This is a genomic window from Rhodobacter capsulatus (assembly GCF_005144475.1).
In the GTDB taxonomy this organism is placed as follows: Bacteria; Pseudomonadota; Alphaproteobacteria; order Rhodobacterales; family Rhodobacteraceae; genus Rhodobacter; species Rhodobacter capsulatus_C.
The window spans coordinates 38,031-55,483 of sequence record NZ_SWJZ01000007.1 but is presented as its reverse complement, the minus strand read 5'-3'; the positions used below and the strand labels follow the sequence as shown (position 1 = coordinate 55,483).

18 protein-coding genes are annotated in these 17,453 nt (G+C 69.0%); 12 read left to right on the top strand and 6 right to left on the bottom strand.

Annotated elements, in window-relative coordinates:
• Nucleotides 1-13: 13 nt before the first annotated feature.
• Nucleotides 14-1,189 carry a penicillin-binding protein activator gene (locus FBT96_RS01160; protein ID WP_136904572.1) on the bottom strand — a complete coding sequence of 392 codons (1,176 nt, stop codon included), beginning with the start codon at nt 1,187-1,189 and terminating at the stop codon, nt 14-16.
• Between the two features lie 93 nt (nt 1,190-1,282).
• On the opposite strand from FBT96_RS01160, the gene rsmI reads away from it, so the two are divergent.
• Genes rsmI through FBT96_RS01140 form a run of 4 tightly spaced genes read left to right on the top strand, consistent with a single transcriptional unit; the run spans nt 1,283 to nt 4,474 of the window.
• Nucleotides 1,283-2,191 carry a 16S rRNA (cytidine(1402)-2'-O)-methyltransferase gene (gene rsmI, locus FBT96_RS01155; RefSeq protein ID WP_136904571.1) on the top strand — a complete coding sequence of 303 codons (909 nt, stop codon included), beginning with the start codon at nt 1,283-1,285 and terminating at the stop codon, nt 2,189-2,191.
• Nucleotides 2,191-2,550, top strand: a complete 360-nt coding sequence (locus tag FBT96_RS01150) for a YraN family protein (RefSeq protein WP_136904570.1) — start codon at nt 2,191-2,193, stop codon at nt 2,548-2,550. Before rsmI ends, FBT96_RS01150 begins: the two co-directional genes overlap by 1 nt.
• A gap of 56 nt (nt 2,551-2,606) precedes the next feature.
• A complete protein-coding gene (gene gshB / locus FBT96_RS01145) occupies nt 2,607-3,551 on the top strand; it encodes a glutathione synthase (protein ID WP_136904569.1) in 945 nt (314 codons plus the stop codon).
• The gene (locus FBT96_RS01140; protein WP_136904568.1) at nt 3,551-4,474 is read left to right on the top strand and encodes an alpha/beta hydrolase; all 924 of its coding nucleotides are present in this window, start codon (nt 3,551-3,553) and stop codon (nt 4,472-4,474) included. Before gshB ends, FBT96_RS01140 begins: the two co-directional genes overlap by 1 nt.
• Here FBT96_RS01140 and FBT96_RS01135 read toward each other — a convergent pair.
• Together FBT96_RS01135 and FBT96_RS01130 are read right to left on the bottom strand one after the other, a co-directional pair.
• The gene (locus FBT96_RS01135) at nt 4,440-5,954 is read right to left on the bottom strand and encodes a YifB family Mg chelatase-like AAA ATPase (RefSeq protein WP_136904567.1); all 1,515 of its coding nucleotides are present in this window, start codon (nt 5,952-5,954) and stop codon (nt 4,440-4,442) included. The genes FBT96_RS01140 and FBT96_RS01135 overlap by 35 nt on opposite strands.
• A 57-nt stretch (nt 5,955-6,011) precedes the next feature.
• Complete coding sequence (locus FBT96_RS01130; RefSeq protein ID WP_136904566.1) at nt 6,012-6,698, bottom strand: glutathione S-transferase; 687 nt, start codon at nt 6,696-6,698, stop codon at nt 6,012-6,014.
• Between the two features lie 178 nt (nt 6,699-6,876).
• Between FBT96_RS01130 and FBT96_RS01125 the strand changes: the two genes are divergently transcribed.
• The 7 genes from FBT96_RS01125 (at nt 6,877) to FBT96_RS01095 (ending at nt 13,019) form a co-directional block, all read left to right on the top strand.
• Nucleotides 6,877-7,755, top strand: coding sequence for an RNA polymerase factor sigma-32 (locus FBT96_RS01125; protein WP_136904565.1), 879 nt, complete (start codon nt 6,877-6,879; stop codon nt 7,753-7,755).
• Nucleotides 7,752-8,561: a ChaN family lipoprotein gene (locus FBT96_RS01120; protein ID WP_136904564.1), complete on the top strand. Its 810-nt coding sequence runs from the start codon at nt 7,752-7,754 to the stop codon at nt 8,559-8,561. The genes FBT96_RS01125 and FBT96_RS01120 overlap by 4 nt, the downstream gene beginning before the upstream one ends.
• A 51-nt stretch (nt 8,562-8,612) precedes the next feature.
• Nucleotides 8,613-9,809, top strand: a complete 1,197-nt coding sequence (gene coaBC, locus FBT96_RS01115) for a bifunctional phosphopantothenoylcysteine decarboxylase/phosphopantothenate--cysteine ligase CoaBC (RefSeq protein WP_136904563.1) — start codon at nt 8,613-8,615, stop codon at nt 9,807-9,809.
• Nucleotides 9,810-9,897: 88 nt separating this feature from the next.
• Nucleotides 9,898-10,365 carry a dUTP diphosphatase gene (gene dut / locus FBT96_RS01110; RefSeq protein ID WP_136904562.1) on the top strand — a complete coding sequence of 156 codons (468 nt, stop codon included), beginning with the start codon at nt 9,898-9,900 and terminating at the stop codon, nt 10,363-10,365.
• 3 nt (nt 10,366-10,368) lie between these two features.
• Nucleotides 10,369-11,397 (top strand): HesA/MoeB/ThiF family protein, encoded by a 1,029-nt coding sequence (locus FBT96_RS01105; protein WP_136904561.1) that lies wholly within the window; start codon nt 10,369-10,371, stop codon nt 11,395-11,397.
• A 60-nt stretch (nt 11,398-11,457) separates the two neighbouring features.
• Nucleotides 11,458-12,234 (top strand): transporter substrate-binding domain-containing protein, encoded by a 777-nt coding sequence (locus FBT96_RS01100; protein ID WP_136904560.1) that lies wholly within the window; start codon nt 11,458-11,460, stop codon nt 12,232-12,234.
• Nucleotides 12,231-13,019, top strand: coding sequence for an amino acid ABC transporter permease (locus FBT96_RS01095; protein ID WP_136904559.1), 789 nt, complete (start codon nt 12,231-12,233; stop codon nt 13,017-13,019). The genes FBT96_RS01100 and FBT96_RS01095 overlap by 4 nt, the downstream gene beginning before the upstream one ends.
• A gap of 11 nt (nt 13,020-13,030) precedes the next feature.
• On the opposite strand, the gene FBT96_RS01090 is transcribed toward FBT96_RS01095, so the two are convergent.
• Nucleotides 13,031-13,678 (bottom strand): sulfotransferase family 2 domain-containing protein, encoded by a 648-nt coding sequence (locus tag FBT96_RS01090; RefSeq protein WP_136904558.1) that lies wholly within the window; start codon nt 13,676-13,678, stop codon nt 13,031-13,033.
• A gap of 9 nt (nt 13,679-13,687) precedes the next feature.
• Nucleotides 13,688-14,599: a DMT family transporter gene (locus FBT96_RS01085; RefSeq protein WP_136904557.1), complete on the bottom strand. Its 912-nt coding sequence runs from the start codon at nt 14,597-14,599 to the stop codon at nt 13,688-13,690.
• Between the two features lie 206 nt (nt 14,600-14,805).
• Here FBT96_RS01085 and FBT96_RS01080 point away from each other — a divergent pair, with 206 nt between their 5' ends.
• The gene (locus FBT96_RS01080; protein ID WP_023910900.1) at nt 14,806-15,831 is read left to right on the top strand and encodes a hypothetical protein; all 1,026 of its coding nucleotides are present in this window, start codon (nt 14,806-14,808) and stop codon (nt 15,829-15,831) included.
• A gap of 70 nt (nt 15,832-15,901) precedes the next feature.
• Here the strand turns inward: FBT96_RS01080 and FBT96_RS01075 are convergent, their stop codons facing one another.
• A complete protein-coding gene (locus FBT96_RS01075; protein WP_136904556.1) occupies nt 15,902-17,431 on the bottom strand; it encodes an SPOR domain-containing protein in 1,530 nt (509 codons plus the stop codon).
• Nucleotides 17,432-17,453 lie beyond the last annotated feature (22 nt).

Here is a 17,453-nt window from a genome sequence, read left to right as displayed (position 1 = left end):
GGGAAGGCCGGGATCAATACCCGGCCATGCCGAAGGAACGGGGGGCGGCGTCGATCACCACGGCCTGACCGTTGCGGATTTCGGCGACGGCAAGGCCGCGCTCGTTGGTGCCGTCGGGGCGCAGCCGGAAGATGCCGTTGACGCCGACGAAGCCCGAGGGCTGGGTCAGCGCGGCCCGGCCAAGCGCATCGGGACGGCCCGATTTCACCAGCGCGCCGATCGCGGCGATGCCGTCATAGGCGAGCCCGGCGATCGGATGCGGCGCGGCGCCGAAGGCGGTCTCGTAGCGTTCCTTGAAGCGGCTGTTCAGGTTCGGATCGGGCATCGCGAACCAGCCGCCCTGCAGCCCGGGCAGCGCCAGCGTCGCCGAGGGAATGTCCCAGCGCGTCAGGCCGATGAACTTGACCTGACCGGGGTTGACGCCGTTTTCGGGCAGCATCTGCGCCAGCAGCGGCAGCGCCCCCGCGGTATCGGCGGTCAGGAAGATCGCATCGACGCCGCCTGCCTTGACCCGGCCCGAGATCGTCGGCATCGCCTCGATGATGCCTTGCTGCGAGAACGGATAGGAGGCGATGCCCGCCACCGCCGCGCCGGACCGGGCGACAGCCGATTGCACCGCGCCCGCGCCGATCGTGCCCGCCGGGGTCTGGTCATGCACGATCAGGATGCTGCGCTTGCCCTGCGCGCTGGCGAACTGGGCGAGCCGGTTCGCGGTATTGGGGAAGGTCGGCCCGAGCACGAAGACGTTGCCGCCCGCGATGTCGGTGTTGTTCGAGAACGACAGCACGCTGACGCCGCGGCTGGCGACGGCGAGGCCCGCGGCATTGGCGGATTCGGCAAAGACCGGGCCAAGGATGATCTTCGCGCCCTCGTCGACGGCCTTCGTGGCCATCGCCGCGGCCTGTTCGGGGCCTGCGCCGGTGTTGTAGACGCGCAGGTCGATCTTCACGCCATTGAGGTCGGAAATCGCCAGCTGCGCCGCCTGCTTGAGCGAGGCGGCAAGGGTCTCGTCGCCGGTATTGCCCGAGCCCGCAGGGACGAGCAACGCCACCGGAACGGCGGTACCGGCCTCGACGCTTGGCCCGCTGCCGGTGCCGGGAACCGGCTGGCAGGCCGCGACAAGCAGGGCCGAGACCAGGGTGACGCAGATCAGCAGGGGGTTGCGGGGGGTGCGCAAAGCAGCGAACATGAGAGCGGCCTCCGTTCCGGCGGGGGGAATTGGGCGAACCGTAAGCGTTTCGCCGCGTGAAGTAAACTTGACTCGGAAACGCCAGGCGGATCGATGACGCAGCCAGAAGACGACCTCGAACCGCAACGCACCGCCCTGGAGGAATACGGGCCCGCGGGCCGCAAGCCCGCACCGGGGCTGCATTTCGTCTCGACGCCGATCGGCGCGGCGCGCGACATCACGCTGCGCGGCCTCGACATCCTGCGCGAGGCTGACGTGCTGGCGGCCGAGGACACAAGGACCCTGCGCCATCTGATGGACATTCACGGCATCCCGCTGGGGGGGCGGCCGCTTGTCGCCTATCACGACCACAACGGCGAGGCGGTGCGGCCCCGTCTGCTGGCCGCGCTGGCCGAGGGCAAGGCGGTGGCTTACGCCTCTGAAGCCGGCACGCCGCTGGTGGCGGATCCGGGCTTTCAGCTCGGCCGTGCGGCGATCGCAGCGGGGCATCGCGTCTTTGCCGCCCCGGGACCTTCTGCCGTGCTGGCTGCACTGACCGTTTCGGGTCTGCCTTCGGATCGGTTCCTGTTCGCGGGGTTTCCGCCCAATACCGCCCAGGCGCGGCGCAAATGGATTGCCGAATTCGCGCAGGTTCCGGCGACGCTTGTTTTCTATGAATCGCCCAAGCGTGTTAAGGAAATGTTAACCGATCTGGCCTCAGAATTGGGCGCGGATCGGGAAGCGGTGCTGTGCCGCGAACTGACCAAGCGATTCGAGGAGGTCCGGCGCGGAACCCTGTCGGATCTGGTGGCAAGCTGCGCCGATACGCCGATCAAGGGCGAGATCGTCGTTCTGGTTGATCGCTCCCGGGCGCCGCGCTTTGGCCCCGAAGATGTCGAAGCCGCGCTGCGGGATCGTCTGCAGCGCCTGAGCGTGAAGGACGCGGCAGCGGAAGTGGCCGAGATGCTGGGTTTGCCCCGGCGCGAGGTCTATCAGCGCGCGCTGGCAATGGAGAGAGTGTGATGGGCGGGGCACTGGCATATCACGCGGGACTTGCCGCAGAGCATCAGGTGGCTGCCGTCTATCAGCGCGGCGGCGGCCGGATCGCCGCACAACGCTGGCGCGGCCGTTACGGTGGCGAAATCGACCTGATCGCCCGCGAGGGGGACAAGGTCATCTTCATCGAGGTGAAGAAAGCCGACACCCATGCCCGGGCGGTCGAACGGATCAGCCGCAGACAGCTGGAGCGAATCTGTCTCTCTGCCGAGGAATTCGTGTCGGGCACACCCGATTGCGCCAATCTCGACATGCGCTTCGACGTCGCCCTCGTGGACGCGACGGGGCGGATCGAGATCTTGCAAAACGCCTATCAGTTCGACTAGCGACATTGCATCGCGGCGGTCCGCAAGGCATCAAGGAGGCAACGAAAGGGGGCGTCATGGCCTTGAAAGTTGCATTCCAGATGGACCCGATTGCGGCCGTCAACATCAACGGGGACAGCACGTTCCGCATCGCGCTTGAAGCGCAGGAGCGCGGTCATGCGTTGTTCTATTACACGCCCGACCGGCTGATCTATCGGCAGGGGCGGGTGCTGGCGCGGGGCTGGCCGCTCAGCGTGCGGCGAGAGCAAGGCAACCATTTCACCTTGGGCGCCGAGGCCGAAATCGATCTGGCCGAGATGGATGTCGTCTGGCTGCGGCAGGATCCGCCCTTCGACATGGGCTATATCACCACGACTCATCTGCTCGACCGCATCCATCCGAAGACGCTGGTCGTCAACGATCCGTTCTGGGTGCGCAATTACCCCGAGAAGCTGCTCGTGCTCGATTTCCCCGACCTGACGCCGCCGACGCTGATCGCCCGCGATCTGACGGTGATTCGCGATTTCAAGGCCGAGCATGGCGACGTGATCCTGAAACCGCTTTACGGCAATGGCGGCGCGGGGGTGTTCCGGCTTGACCCGAACGACCGCAACCTGGCCTCGCTGCACGAACTCTTCACCTCGATCAACCGCGAGCCGATGATCGTGCAGAAATATGTTCCGGCCGTGATCAAGGGCGACAAGCGCATCATTCTGGTCGATGGCGAGCCCGTGGGCGCGATCAACCGCGTGCCTGCGGCGGGCGAGACGCGCTCGAACATGCATGTGGGCGGCCGCCCCGAGCCGACGCAGCTGACGGACCGCGAACGCGAAATCTGCGCCGCCATCGGCCCGACCCTGCGCGAAAAGGGGCAGATCTTCGTCGGCATCGACGTGATCGGCGACTGGCTGACCGAGATCAACGTGACCTCGCCCACCGGGATTCAAGAGCTGGAGCGCTTCGACGGCACCAATGTCGCCGAGAAGATCTGGCAGGTGATCGAGGCGAAGCGGGGTCTGTGATGAGCCTGCGCGCGCGGATGCTGACCCTTGGCCTGCGGCTGTTCACCAAGCCGCGGCTGGCGAAGATGACCGATCCGGCCGAGCTGCGCGCGGCGATGGAGCGCTTCACCCGGATCGCGCTGCGCCCCGCGCCGGGCAGCGTGGCGATGCCGCTTGATCTGGCCGGGCGGCCGGCGCTGTCGATCCGGGCGGGCAGCCCCCGCGAAGGCCTGGCCGTGGTGCATTTCCATGGCGGCGTCTTCCTTGCGGGCAGCCCGCAGACGCATCTGCCGATGCTGTCGCGGCTGGCGAAACTGGCCGGGGTCACGGTGATCGCCCCCAGCTACAGCCTGGCGCCCGAGCATCCCTTCCCCGCCGCCCTGCGCGATGCGCAAGCGATCTGGGACGCGCTGATCTCGCAGGGTTACAGGCCTGAAAACCTTGTGCTTTCTGGCGACAGCGCCGGGGCGGCGCTGGCCTTTGCGCTGCTTGCGAAACTCTGTGCCAGGGGCACCCCGCCCGCCGGGGCCTTTGCTTTTTCGCCCTGGTTCGATCTGACGGGGGCCTCGCCCTCGGTGCGGGACAACGCCGCCGCCGACCCGATGCTGGCGGGGCACCGTCTGCCCGACGCCGCGCAATTCTACCTGCAGGGCCATCCGGCCGACGACCCCGAGGCCTCGCCGATCTTTGCCGACTTCCCCGGCTGTCCGCCGGTGCTGCTGCAGACCTCGGAAACCGAGATCCTGACCGATGACGCACTGCGGATGGAGGAGAAACTGCGCCAGGCGGGGACCGAGGTATTGCTGCAGCTCTGGCCCGGCGTGCCGCATGCCTGGCAGATGATGGACGGGCTGATCCCCGAATCGCGCGAGGCCCTGCGCGACACGGCCCGTTTCGTCACCCGCGTCCTTACCGTGCCGCCGCAAAGGTCAGACGGTAGCTGACCGCCTCGGCCAGATGCGGCGCGCGGACCTGATCCGAGCCGTCCAGATCGGCAATCGTCCGCGCCGTGCGCAGCACCCGGTGATAGCCGCGCGCGGTCAGCCCGAAACGCGCCGCGACCTTGCCAAGCAACTCCCGCCCCTCGGCATCGGGGGCGGCGATCTCATCGAGCACCACGCCCTCGGCCTCGGCATTGACCCGGATCTGCGGATGATCGGCGAAACGACGGCCTTGAATCTCGCGCGCCGCCGCCACCCGCGCCGCCACCGTGGCGGAACTGTCGCCCGCCGCGGGCAGATCCAGCTCGCGCCAGTCGACCGCGGGCACCTCGATGCGCAGGTCGAACCGATCCATCAGCGGCCCGGAGATCCGGCCCAGATAGTCGGCGCCACATTGCGGCACCCGGGCACAGGCCCGCGCCGGATCGCCCAGATAACCGCAGCGACAGGGGTTCGCCGCCGCCACCAGCAGGAACCGGCAGGGGTAGCGCACATGGGCATTGGCCCGGGCCACCACCACCTCGCCGGTTTCGATCGGCTGGCGCAGGGTCTCCAGCACCGGGCGGGGGAATTCCGGAAATTCGTCCAGAAACAGCACGCCGTTATGGGCGAGGCTCACTTCGCCCGGCCTTGCCCCCCGCCCGCCGCCGATCATCGCCGCCATCGAGGCCGTGTGATGCGGTTCGCGAAACGGCCGCGCGCGGGAAATCCCGCCTTCGGAGAGAAGCCCCGAGAGCGAATGCACCATCGAGGTTTCAAGCGCTTCGAGCGCCGACAAGGGCGGCAGGATGCCCGGCAGCCGCGCCGCCAGCATCGATTTGCCCGACCCCGGAGGCCCCGCCATGAACAGATGATGCCGCCCGGCGGCGGCGATCTCCAGCGCCCGTTTCGCCCGCTCCTGCCCCTTGACGTCGCGCAGATCGCGGGCGGCGGGCGGCGTTTCCACCTCGCCCGGGCGCGCGGGGGCCAGCGGCTGCTGCCCGGTCAGATGCCGCAAAGCCTCGGTCAGGGTCGCGGGGGCAAAGACCTGCGTCGCGCCTACCCAGGCGGCCTCGGCGCCGCAGGGTTTCGGGCACATCAGCGCGCAATCCTCGGCCGCCGCCGCCATCGCCGCGGGCAGCGCGCCGACCACCGACACGATCCGTCCATCCAGCGCCAGTTCCCCGATCGAGACGAGGGTTTCCACCTCTTCTTTCGGCACGATCTCGATCGCGGCCAAAAGCGCAATCGCGATCGGCAGGTCGAAATGCGAGCCCTCCTTGGGCAGATCGGCGGGCGACAGATTGACCGTGATCCGCCGCATCGGCAGCGCGATCGACAGCGCCGCAAGCGCCGCCCGCACCCGGTCGCGGGCTTCGGACACCGCCTTGTCGGGCAGACCCACGATGGAAAACGACGGCATCCCGGCGGCAAGGGCGCATTGCACCTCGACGATCCGCGCCTCGACGCCCTCGAAAGCCACCGTATAGGTTCGTGCCACCATGCCCATTCTCCGCCCGGTTGCACAGTAGCCTGAATCCGGGCGGGATGGGTTAACGGATCACTGCGCCCCGGGCCAGGGCCGGGTCGGCCAGTCGCGTTTGTAAAAGTGTTGGTCCGGGCCTTCGGCCAGGCCCTCGGCCCGCCAGGCGCGGAAATCGGCATCGGCGAGCCAGGTTGCCACATATTCCGCGGCCTGCGCCCCCACGGGCAGGTTGTAGCCCGCAATCCGCGCCGCCACCGGGGCGAAGAAGGCATCGGCCAGCGACCAGCGGCCAAAGAGCCACGGCCCCCCGGCGCCAAACCGGCCCCGCGCCAGCGACCAGAGCGACTCGATCCGCGCCAGATCGGCCAGAACCGCCGCGGGGGGCTCGCAGGTCTCATAGCTCACCCGCAGGTTCATCGGGCAATGGCTGCGCAACGCGCCGAAGCCCGCATGCATTTCCGAGGCCAGCCAGCGGGCCATCGCGCGGGCCTCCGCATCCTCGGGCCAAAGCCCGGCCTCGGGGTGACGCTCGGCGATGGTTTCGGCAATCGCCAGCGTCTCGCCGATCACCAGACCCGAGGGCAGCCGCAGCGCAGGCGCCAGAACCGCAGGCGCGAATTCCGACAAAAGCCGTTTGAAATCATCGCTGTAAAGCCGCCCCGAGACGGTCTTCACCGGCACGCCTGCTTTCGCAAACACCAGCCAGCCGCGCAGCGACCAGCTGGAATAGGACCGATCCCCGATCGCAAGTTCGTAGCCCATCCTGACCTCCCTTTTGCGCCGGAATGCTAGTCCGCGGCGGCTCTTGTGCAATGGTTAATCCTGCACAGTGATTTTTTTGTGATGCACCGTGCAACTTGGAGACATTCCAGATCGTTTCTGTCAGTGTAGGTGCAGTGAGCACGCCTAACAGCGGGTTGGGAGACCCGGGGAGACTGACATGGCACTCGATGGAATGACCGACGACACGCTTCCGCGGCAGGCGATGCGCGCGGAATATCTGGACGCCGAGACCGAGGCCGCTCTGGCCCGTGCCTGGCGCGACCACCGCGACGAGGCGGCCCTGCACCGCCTTGTCAGCGCCTACATGCGGCTGGCGATTTCGATGGCCTCGAAATTCCGCCGCTACGGGGCGCCGATGAACGACCTGATCCAGGAGGCGTCGCTCGGCCTGATGAAAGCCGCCGACAAGTTCGACCCCGATCGCGGCGTGCGGTTTTCGACCTATGCGGTCTGGTGGATCAAGGCCTCGATCCAGGAATTCGTGATGCGCAACTGGTCGATGGTACGCACCGGATCGACCTCGTCGCAAAAGGCGCTGTTCTTCAATCTCAAGCGGGTGCAGGCGCAGATCCAGCGCGAGGCCGAGGCCGAGGGGGTGGTTCTGGACAGCGCGCAGCTGCGCCAAAAGGTGGCGATCTCGATCGGCGTTTCGATGGCCGATGTCGAGATGATGGAGGGGCGGCTTTCGGGCTCCGATCTGTCGCTGAATGCGCCGCAATCTTCCGACGAGGACGGGCGCGAATGGGTCGATACGCTGGAGGACGAGGGCGGCAGCCCCGAGGCGCGCGTGACCGAGGCGCATGACGGCGCGAAGATGCGCGACTGGCTTGGGCAGGCGATGGGGCAGCTGTCGGCGCGCGAACGCTATATCGTGTCGCAACGCCGCCTGATCGACGAGCCGCGGACGCTGGAATCCCTCGGCGAGGAATTGGGGCTCTCGAAAGAGCGGATCCGACAGCTCGAGGCGCAGGCTTTCACCAAGATGCGCAAGTCGCTGGAAAGCCGCTCGGAAGAGGTGATCGGCTTCTTCGCATGAGGGGTTTTGCGGGTCTTGTTGCGCTGCTGCTGGCGGCTCCGGTCGCGGCCGAGGAGATTTCGGCCGCCGATCTGCCCGGGCGGATCATCGCTGCCGCGCCGCAGGTGGCGGTGCTGGGCGAGGTGCATGACAATGCCGCGCATCACTTGGCACAGGCGGCGGCGGTGGCGGCGCTGAAGCCGAAGGCGCTGGTCTTCGAGATGCTCGATCCGGCGCAGGCGGCGAAGGTGACGCCCGATCTGATCGCCACGCCCGACAGGCTGGCCGAGGTGCTGGGCTGGGAGGCCGCGGGCTGGCCCGATTTTGCGATCTATGCGCCGATCTTTGCCGCCGCCCCCACGGCGCGGATCCATGGCGCGGCGCCGCCCCGCGACACCGTGCGGCGCGCGATGAAAGCGCCTCTGGCGCAGGTCTTCCCCGAGGCGGCGCGGTTCGGCCTCGACGCCCCCTACCCTGCCGATCTGCAGGCGCAGCTCGAAGCCCAGACGCAGGCGGATCACTGCAACGCGCTGCCGCCCGAGCTGCTGCCCGGGATGGTGGCGGCACAACGCCTGCGCGATGCGGCCTTCGCGCAGACGACCCTGCAAGCGCTCTCCGAGACCGGCGGCCCGGTGGCGGTGATCACCGGCTCGGGGCACGCCCGCAAGGACCGCGCCGTTCCCGCGCTCATTGCCCATGCCGATCCGGGGGTGAAACTGCTCTCGCTTGGCCAGCTGGAACGCCCGGCCGCGGGCGATCAGCCCTTCGATCTGTGGATCGTCACCGAGCCCGCCCCGCGCGAAGACCCCTGCAAGGCGTTCCGGTAACTTGCGCGCTTCGCCCGCCCGCCCTACAGCTTGGCAAAACCGGAGGGGCGCATGGCGAAACGGATTCTGCTGATCATCGGCGGCGGCATTGCGGCGGTGAAGACGCCGGAACTGATCCGGCTTCTGCGCGGCGCGGGCTTTGCCGTGACCCCGGTTCTGACGACAGCCGGGGCGGAATTCGTCACGCCGCTGTCGGTCTCCTCGCTGGCCGGGGAAGCCGCGCATATGGCGCTCTTCGATCTGACCCACGAGGCCGAGATCGGCCATATCCAGCTCAGCCGCGCGGCCGATCTGGTGGTGGTGGCGCCTGCGACCGCCGATCTGATGGCGAAGATGGCGGCGGGGCTGGCGGGCGATCTGGCCTCGACGCTGCTTCTGGCCACCGACAAGCGGGTGCTGATCGCGCCCTCGATGAATGTGCGGATGTGGCAGCACCCGGCGACGCAGCGCAATTTGAAGCAATTGCAGGCCGATGGCGTTCTGACTGTCGGCCCGAACGAAGGCGACATGGCCTGCGGCGAATACGGGCTGGGCCGGATGGCCGAACCCGCGGAAATCCTGGCCGCGATTCACTCCGCGTTGACGGATGGCCCCCTCAAGGGGCGGCATGTGCTGGTGACCTCGGGCCCGACGCATGAGCCGATCGACCCGGTGCGCTACATCGCCAACCGCTCCTCGGGCGCGCAGGGCACGGCCCTGGCCGCGGCGCTGCGCGATCTGGGCGCCGATGTCACCTTCGTCACCGGCCCGGCCATCGTGCCGCCGCCCGACGGCGTGAAGGTGGTCAAGGTCGAAACCGCGCGCGAGATGCTTTTGGCCGTGCAGACCGCCCTGCCCGCCGAGGCGGCGATCTTTGCCGCCGCCGTCGCCGATTGGCGGGTGGCGAATGCGAGCCTGCAGAAGATGAAGAAGGACGGCTCGGGTCAGGCCCCGGCGCTGAGTTTTGCCGAGAACCCGGATATTCTGGCGAGCGTCGCGCAGATGGGGGCGGGGCGGCCGCGGCTGGTCGTGGGCTTTGCCGCCGAAACCGAGAATGTGACGGCCCATGCGGCGGCGAAACGCGCCCGCAAGGGCTGCGACTGGATCGTGGCGAATGACGTCAGCCCGGCCACCGGCATCATGGGCGGCAGCGAAAACGCGGTGACGATCCTCGACGAGAGCGGCGCCGAGACTTGGGCGCGGATGGGCAAGGACGCGGTCGCCCGCAGGCTGGCCTTGCGCATTGCCACCGCGCTTGGCGCAAGCTGACAGGGCGAAAGGGCGTATTTGCGCCAAGAAGAAACCCATGCCGTTTCTTCTTGGTCCAAATACGCGAAAGAAAACGGAAGGGACAGGCATGACGCCGATCATCAAGGTGCTGCGCGAGGACTGGGCCGATCCCGAGGTGGCGCTGCCCGCTTATGAAACCCATGGCGCCGCCGGGGCGGACATTCGCGCCAATCTGCCCCCCGAAATCCGCGCGGCCGGGCTGGTGCTGGCGCCGATGGGGCGGGCGATCGTGCCGACCGGGCTACGCGTTGCCATCCCTGACGGGTTCGAAATGCAGATCCGGCCGCGGTCCGGGCTGGCCTTCAAGCACGGGCTGGGGATGCCGAACGCGCCGGGCACCATCGACAGCGATTACCGCGGCCCGCTGGGCGTCTTGATGATCAATTTCGGCGCCGAGGCCTATACGATCCGCCACGGCGAGCGGGTGGCGCAGGCGATCATCGCCCCCGTCGTGCAGGCCCGCTACGAGCCCGCCGCGGATCTGGGCGAGACCGCGCGCGGTGCAGGCGGCTTTGGTTCCACCGGCAAGGGTTGAGCGATGACCGGGCTGATCCTTCTGGCGGTGATCGCCGCCCTTGGCTGGAAACTGCGCGCCCCTGCCGGGCTGGTCTGGGGCACGCTCGCAATCCTCTGGGGCGCCTTCGTGCTGGTGCATCTGCTCTTTCCCGGCCCCGGCCATCCGCTTCCGGCGCTGATCGGCGGCTCTCTGCCCGGCTGGATCGGCCTTGGGGTCGTGGCCGCGCTGGTGCAGGCCTATCGCTGGGGGCTGGCGCGGCTGCGCGCCCGCGCGGTGACGCCCGATGCCCCCGCCGAAGGCCCGTTTTCCAGGGCCGAACTGGGGCGCTATTCCCGCCACATGCTGTTGCGCGAGATCGGCGGCACCGGGCAGCGGCGGCTGAAATCGGCGCGGGTGCTGGTGGTGGGGGCGGGCGGGCTTGGATCGCCCGCGCTGCTTTACCTGAGTGCCGCGGGCGTCGGCACGCTGGGCGTGATCGACCACGACACGGTCTCCAATTCGAACCTGCAGCGGCAGGTGCTGTTTCGCGACGATGACATCGGCAAGCCGAAGGTCTTCGCGGCCGAGGCGGCGCTGAAAGCGCTGAACCCCTTCATCACCGTCAAACCCTATCACCGCCGCCTGACCGAAGACATCGCCGCGGAGCTGATCGCGGATTATGATCTGGTGCTCGATGGCTGCGACGATTTCGAGACCCGGCAGCTGGTTAACCGCGCCTGTGTCACGGTTGCCAAGCCGCTGATTTCCGCCGCGATCTCGCAATGGGAGGGGCAGATCAGCCTCTATCACCCCGCCAGCGGCGGCCCCTGTCTGGCCTGCCTGTTCCCGAAAGCCCCCGCCCCCGGCCTTGCCCCCACTTGCGCCGAGGGCGGCGTGATGGCAGCCCTGCCCGGCATTCTGGGCACGATGATGGCGGCCGAGGCGATCAAGGAGATCACCGGGGCGGGCACCCCCCTGCGCGGCAAATTGCAGCTGATCGACGCGCTTCACGGCGAAAACCGCACCATCGAGGTCAAGCGCGATCCCGCCTGCCCGGTCTGCGGCGGCTGAGACTGGACAGCCCCCGCCCCCGGGAATAGCGTGAACCGACCCCTCAACCGGAGCGTTCCGATGAAACTGCCCCTGCTTGCCGCCGCCCTGCTGGCCGCCGCCCCCGCCTTGGCCGACCTGCCCGATCTGGCGGGGCGCACCGTCACCGTGGTGACCGAGGACGCCTATCCGCCGTTGCAATTCGTCGATGCCGCGGGCGCCCATGTCGGCTGGGAATATGACGCCATGGCCGAGATGGCGAAGCGGCTGCACATGACCGTCGCCTATGAACATTCGAGCTGGGATGCGATGATCCCGGGGGTATCCGCCGGGCAATATGACATCGGCATGACCGGCATCACCATCCGCGACGACCGCAAGACCGCGGTCGATTTCTCGGATCCCTACATGCGATCCGAAATGATCATGCTGGTGCGCGGCGACGAGACCCGCTTCAGCGATGGCAAGAGTTTTGCCGCCAATCCCGATCTGCTGATGGCGGCGCAACCGGGGACGACGCCGTTTTACGTCGGCGTCTATGAGCTGCTGGATGGCAACGAGGCCAATCCCCGCATCAAGATGTTCGAGACGTTCGGCGCGGGGGTCGAGGCGCTGCGCGGCGGCGATGTCGATCTTGTGCTGACCGATTCCACCGCGGGCGAGGGCTATGCCAAGGCCTCGGACGGCGCCTTGAAGATCGTCGGCGAGAAACTGGGCGCCGAGGATTTCGGCTTCATCTTCCCGAAGGGCTCCGACCTGGTGGCGCCGGTCAATGCGGCCATCGCCGAGATGAAGGCCGATGGCACGATCGCGGCGCTGAACAAGAAATGGTTCCTTGATTACAAGATGGGGGAATGAGGTCTCATCCCGACCGCGATTTCCCCTGGTGGCTGGTGGCGCTCGGCGTCGCCGCCCTTGGGCTGGGCGGTGCGGTCGCCGCCGATCCGCTGCATGCAAAGATCTTCGCCACCCTGTCGAAGGGCATCGGCATCACGGTTTTCGTGACGCTTGTGTCCTTTGTGGGCGCGCTGGTGCTGGGGCTTGTGCTTGCCATCGCCTCGCTGTCGCAGCATCTGATCTGGCGGCAGCTGGCGCGGTTTTACACCGAGGTGATCCGCGGCGTGCCGATCATCGTTTTGCTGCTTTACGTCGCCTTCGCGCTGGTGCCCGCGCTGGTGGCGGGCTGGAATGCGCTGGGGCTGCCCGAGGTCTCGGCGCGGGATTTTCCGCTTTTGGCCCGGGCGGTGCTGGCGCTGATCCTCGCCTATGCCGCCTTTCTGGCCGAGGTGTTCCGCGCCGGGCTGATCTCGGTCGAGCGGGGCCAGATCGAGGCGGCCAAGGCGCTGGGTCTGGGCGGCTGGCTGCGGTTCCGGCTGATCGTCTTTCCGCAGGCCTTCCGCACCGTGCTGCCGCCTTTGGGCAATGATTTCGTGGCGATGGTGAAGGACAGCTCGCTCGTCTCGGTGCTGGGCGTGGCCGATATCACGCAACTGGGCAAGGTCACCGCGGCGGGGAATTTCCGCTATCTCGAGACCTACAACGTCGTCGCGCTGATCTATCTGGCGATGACCGTCACCCTGTCGCTGCTGCTGCGCAAGCTCGAGGCGCATCTGCGGCAGCGCGGCGCCCCCGAGCGGGACTGAGCCGAACGCGATCAGAACGCATAGCCGAAGCGGGCGATATCGGCGGCGGCGATGCGGGCCACCGCCTCGGCGGTTCGGTCGTCGTAATAAAAGCGCCAATCCGCCCGCCGGTCCGAGGCATTGGCGCGGGCCAGCGGGAAGAGCTTGAAGCCAAGATGCGCTTCAAGCACCGCGCCGTCTTCCTCCAGATGTTCCAGCCGCAAATAGGCACGGGCGGCCTCGGTCCCGTCCGCCAGCCGCAGGTAGCTGCCATAGGGCGTTGCCGCGATCGAGGCGGCGGTCTGCGGATGGGTGACGAAGCCCGCGAAATCCAGCCCTTGCGCCAAGGTCACCGCCGGATGGGCAAAGCGTTGCCCCCGCAGCCAGTGGTAATAGCTGACCATGCGGTCCCAGGGGTTGCGCACCAGGGCAAAGGTGAACCAGTCCCGCGCCTGCGCCTCGGTATAAAGCCCGATCCCGTCGGCCAGCGTCGCATGTTTCCACAGCCGCCCCGCCGTCGTCACCCCCGCCAGCCGGGCCTTGCGCCGCCGCGCCTTCGGCGTGTCGCCCACCAGAATGTCATCGGCCATCGCCCGCGCCTCGAGCGCCAGCGCCAGCGCCGTGCCCCCGGTCTTCGGGATATGGACAAAGATGAAGCGACGGCCCGGGGATACGATCATGCGGGCAGATTAGCGCCCGCGCGCCACAATCGCGAGCCCCGCCAGCCAGATCAGCCCCATCCCGGCCCATTCGCGCAGACCGGGCACCTCGTCCCAGAGCAGAAAGCCCCAAAGCGCCGCGGCGGGCAGCACGACATATTCGAAGACGGCGGCGCGGGTGGCATCGGTCAGCTGATAGCCCCGGACCATCAGGCTGACCGCAACGAGCGAGCCCAAAGCCTGCGCGAAGACCCAGAACAGCACCGTGCCCGAGGGCAGAGCCGGCCCGCGCAGGATGAAGGTCAAGGGCCCCTCGCCCACCGCCGCGCCGAGGCCCGGGAACAGCGTCAGCACCCCCAGCCCGCAGGCGCCCAGCACCCCCAGCATGGCAAAGAACCCGGCCGTCAGCGTCACCGCCCCCTCGCCCGGGCACCAGCGCTGCGTGGCGATATTGCCCAGCGCGTAAAGCGCGCCGCCCAGCACCGGGATAGCGGCGGCGGGGCCGATCCGCGCCGCCTCGGGGCCAAGGACCAGCAGGATGCCCGCAAAGCCCACCGCCACGGCCAGGATGCGGACCAGACCGATGCGCTCGCCATAGACGAAGCGGGTGATCAGCAAAACGAAGATCGGCGCGGTGAAAAGCCCCGCCGCCACCTGCGGCACCGGCAGAAAACCAAGGCTGCCGAAGTAGCACAGCATCGCCACCCCATGCACGACCGAGCGCGCGGCGACGGCGCGAAAGTTGCGCGGCCGCAGATCCAGCCGGAACAGCGGCACCGCCAGCACAAGCAGCCCCGCCACCATCAGCGAGCGCGTCAGATGGAACTGCCACAGCCCGATTTCCGAGGCGATGACGCGCACGTAATTGTCGGTGAAGCCGATGATCAGCGCATAGGCCGATATCGCCGCCGCGGCCTGCGCGGTGTGGTTCTTGTCCGTCATTGCGGCTGCTCCCTGTCCCTGCCCAAGCTGTGACCGGCCCGGGGCGGCCTGGCGCGTCCAATCCCGACACCGAGAGCGACATTCGGCCCGAAAACGACAGGTTGCGGCCCGGCCGGGATGACGAATCACGCAATTGACCCCGGGGCCCCTTTCGCTATTCTTTGCGGGACCGGGTCCGAGGGCCCCCAGCCATAGTCGAAGCGAAGATGACCGCGCTGCCGCAATATGAAATGCTGACCGCGCAGGGCCTGTGGCGGGACACGCCGCAGGCACAGCGGCGGCTGGTGCTGCTGTCGCTGGGCGATGCGACACTGGTGATCCGCGACAACCTTTCCGACCGGGCGGTGGCGCATTGGTCGCTGGCGGCGCTGATCCGGCGCAATCCGGGGGCGAAGCCCGCGGTTTACGGCGCCTCGGAGGAACCGGGCGAAGAGCTTGAAATCGGCGACGAGCTGATGGTCGAGGCGATCGAGAAGGTGCAGGCGGTGATCGAAGCCCGGCGCCCGCATCCGGGGCGGCTGCGGCGGATCGGCTGGAGCCTGTCTCTGGTCGGGCTGGCGCTTGGGGCGCTGCTCTGGCTGCCCGGGGCGCTGGTCGATCAGGCGGCCCGGGTCGTTCCGACCGCCAAGCGCACCGACATCGGCCGGATCGTGCTGCGGGATCTGGAACGCTCGACCGGCGTCGCCTGCCATTCGACCGAGGGCGATGCCGCGCTGGAGGCGCTGGCGGCGCGGTTGCAGGGCATTTCCGAAATCGCGGTGCTGCCGCGCGGGCTGACCGGGGCGCGGATCCTGCCCGGCGGGGTGGTGGCGCTGGGCACCGACACGCTGACCGGCCCCGACACGCCCGAGGTGGCGGCGGGGGCGATCCTCTCGGCGCAGCAGGCGCAGGCGGCGGAAAACCCGCTGCATGCGGCGCTGGCCTGGGCGGGCAGCGGCGCGGCGCTGACGCTGCTGACGACCGGGGATCTGCCCGCAGACCGGCTGCGCGGCTATGGCGAGGTGGTGCTGTCGCATCCGCCCGCAATCGCCCATGGCGAGGCGCAGACGGAAACCCTGCTCGAAGCCTTCCGCGCGACGGGCGTGTCCTCGACGCCCTATGCCTATGCGATCGACCCGACCGGCGAGGCGGCGCTGGGTCTGATCGAGGCCGATCCGTTCCGCGGCGCCCCCGCGCCCGAGCCGGTGCTGGCCGACGATCAATGGCTGGCGCTGAAGGACATCTGTTCCTGAACGCAGGATCGGTTCCCGAGACGCAAAAGGGCGGCCCGAGGACCGCCCCTGATCCCGGTGCGGGATCGGGTCAGCGCAGGATCACCTCGGCAAAGCCCGCAGTGCGGACCGTGGCCAGCGCCTGCCGCGCATCGGCGAAGGGACCGGCCAGAACCACCGTCAGACCGCGCCGGGTCTGCGCCGAGGACACCGGCAGACCGGCCGCGGCCAGACGCGCCTTGGCGGCGGCGGCATTTTCGGCCACGGCAAAGCTGCCCACCTGCACGTAGCGCGGCGCGGCGGGCGCGGCGGCGGCGGGCGGCGCCGATTTCGACGACACCCGCATCGGGGCGGCCGCATCGGGCAGGACATAGGGCGCGGCATAGGCCGGGGCGGGGACGAAGACCGGCTCGGCCGGAACGATGCGCTTGCGGGCGGGGGTGCGGTCGGTGATCCGGCGCGAGGGAACCTCGTTCGTCCAGAGCACGCCCTGTTCGGCATCGCCCATCGCGGTGCGCGGACCGCGGAACGGATTGAGCCGCCCGTCCTCGAAGGCCGGGGCATAACCGGTCGGCCCGACCGTCGTTTCCACCGCGATCGGCGCCAGCGTGCTGTGCCCCGAAGGCGCGCGCACCACCACCGGCCCGACGGATGTCCCGCTCGAGCCCAGCCGCGCGGTCATCGGCGCGACGCCGCCGCCCAGCGCATAGGGGCTGGCCGCGGCATAGGCCTGTTGCGGGGTCGCCTGCGCCCCCGCGGCGCCGGCGCCACCGGGCATCGCCGCCGAGGTCACGACCAGACCGGGCACCGCCGCGGCATTGATGAACGCGACCGGATTTTCGGCCGCGCCGCCGCAGCGCACCACGGACCGGCCGTCCGACAGCAGGTAGCGCTGCGCCGTGGCCATCCCCGCGGGGCAGGCGGTTGCAGAGGCCGCCACCGTCTCGGTGCCGGTGATCCGGACCGGCACGGGAAGGGTGTTGTGATAGCGCACGCTGCCCCGGCCCGGGGTCGCGGCGGCCACCGCGGCCACCGGAGCCTCGAAGCCGCCGTTCAGCGCATAGGGCGAGACATAACCCGCGCGCGCGGGCGCTGCGATCGCGACGGGCGGCGTGACCGGGCTTTGCGGCGCGGCGGCCACCCGGACCGGCGCGGCGGGCAGGGGTTTCGCGGCGGCAGCACCAAGACCGATGCGCGGTGGGGTCTCGGTGGTGGCGATGGTCTCCATCGGCTTGCCGACGAAGGGCGTCGGCGCAAAGGGCGATCGGGCGGGCCGGGCGGCATGTGCGGGGGCCGGAGCAGGCGCGGCGGCAACGGCCACCGGCGGCGCGGATTTGGCCGGGGCCGTCGCGACCTCGGCCACCGGCGCGCCCTGCGGCAGGCTGGGCTGGTAGCCGCAAAGCTGCTTCTTCGTCCGATCGACCCGCGGCACCCAGGTCACCGTGCCGCCATAGCCCGCCCGCACGAAGACACAGCCCGCGCTGTCGACATATTGCCGCCCCTTGTAGGACGGGGGCGGCACGTCGGCCGGACCGTTGATTTCCATCTCTGCCAGGGCAGCCGAACCGCCCAACGTGGCCGCGACCGCCGTCGCCGCCACCCACCAACCATACCGCCGCATGTCATCCCCCGATGATCTTTCG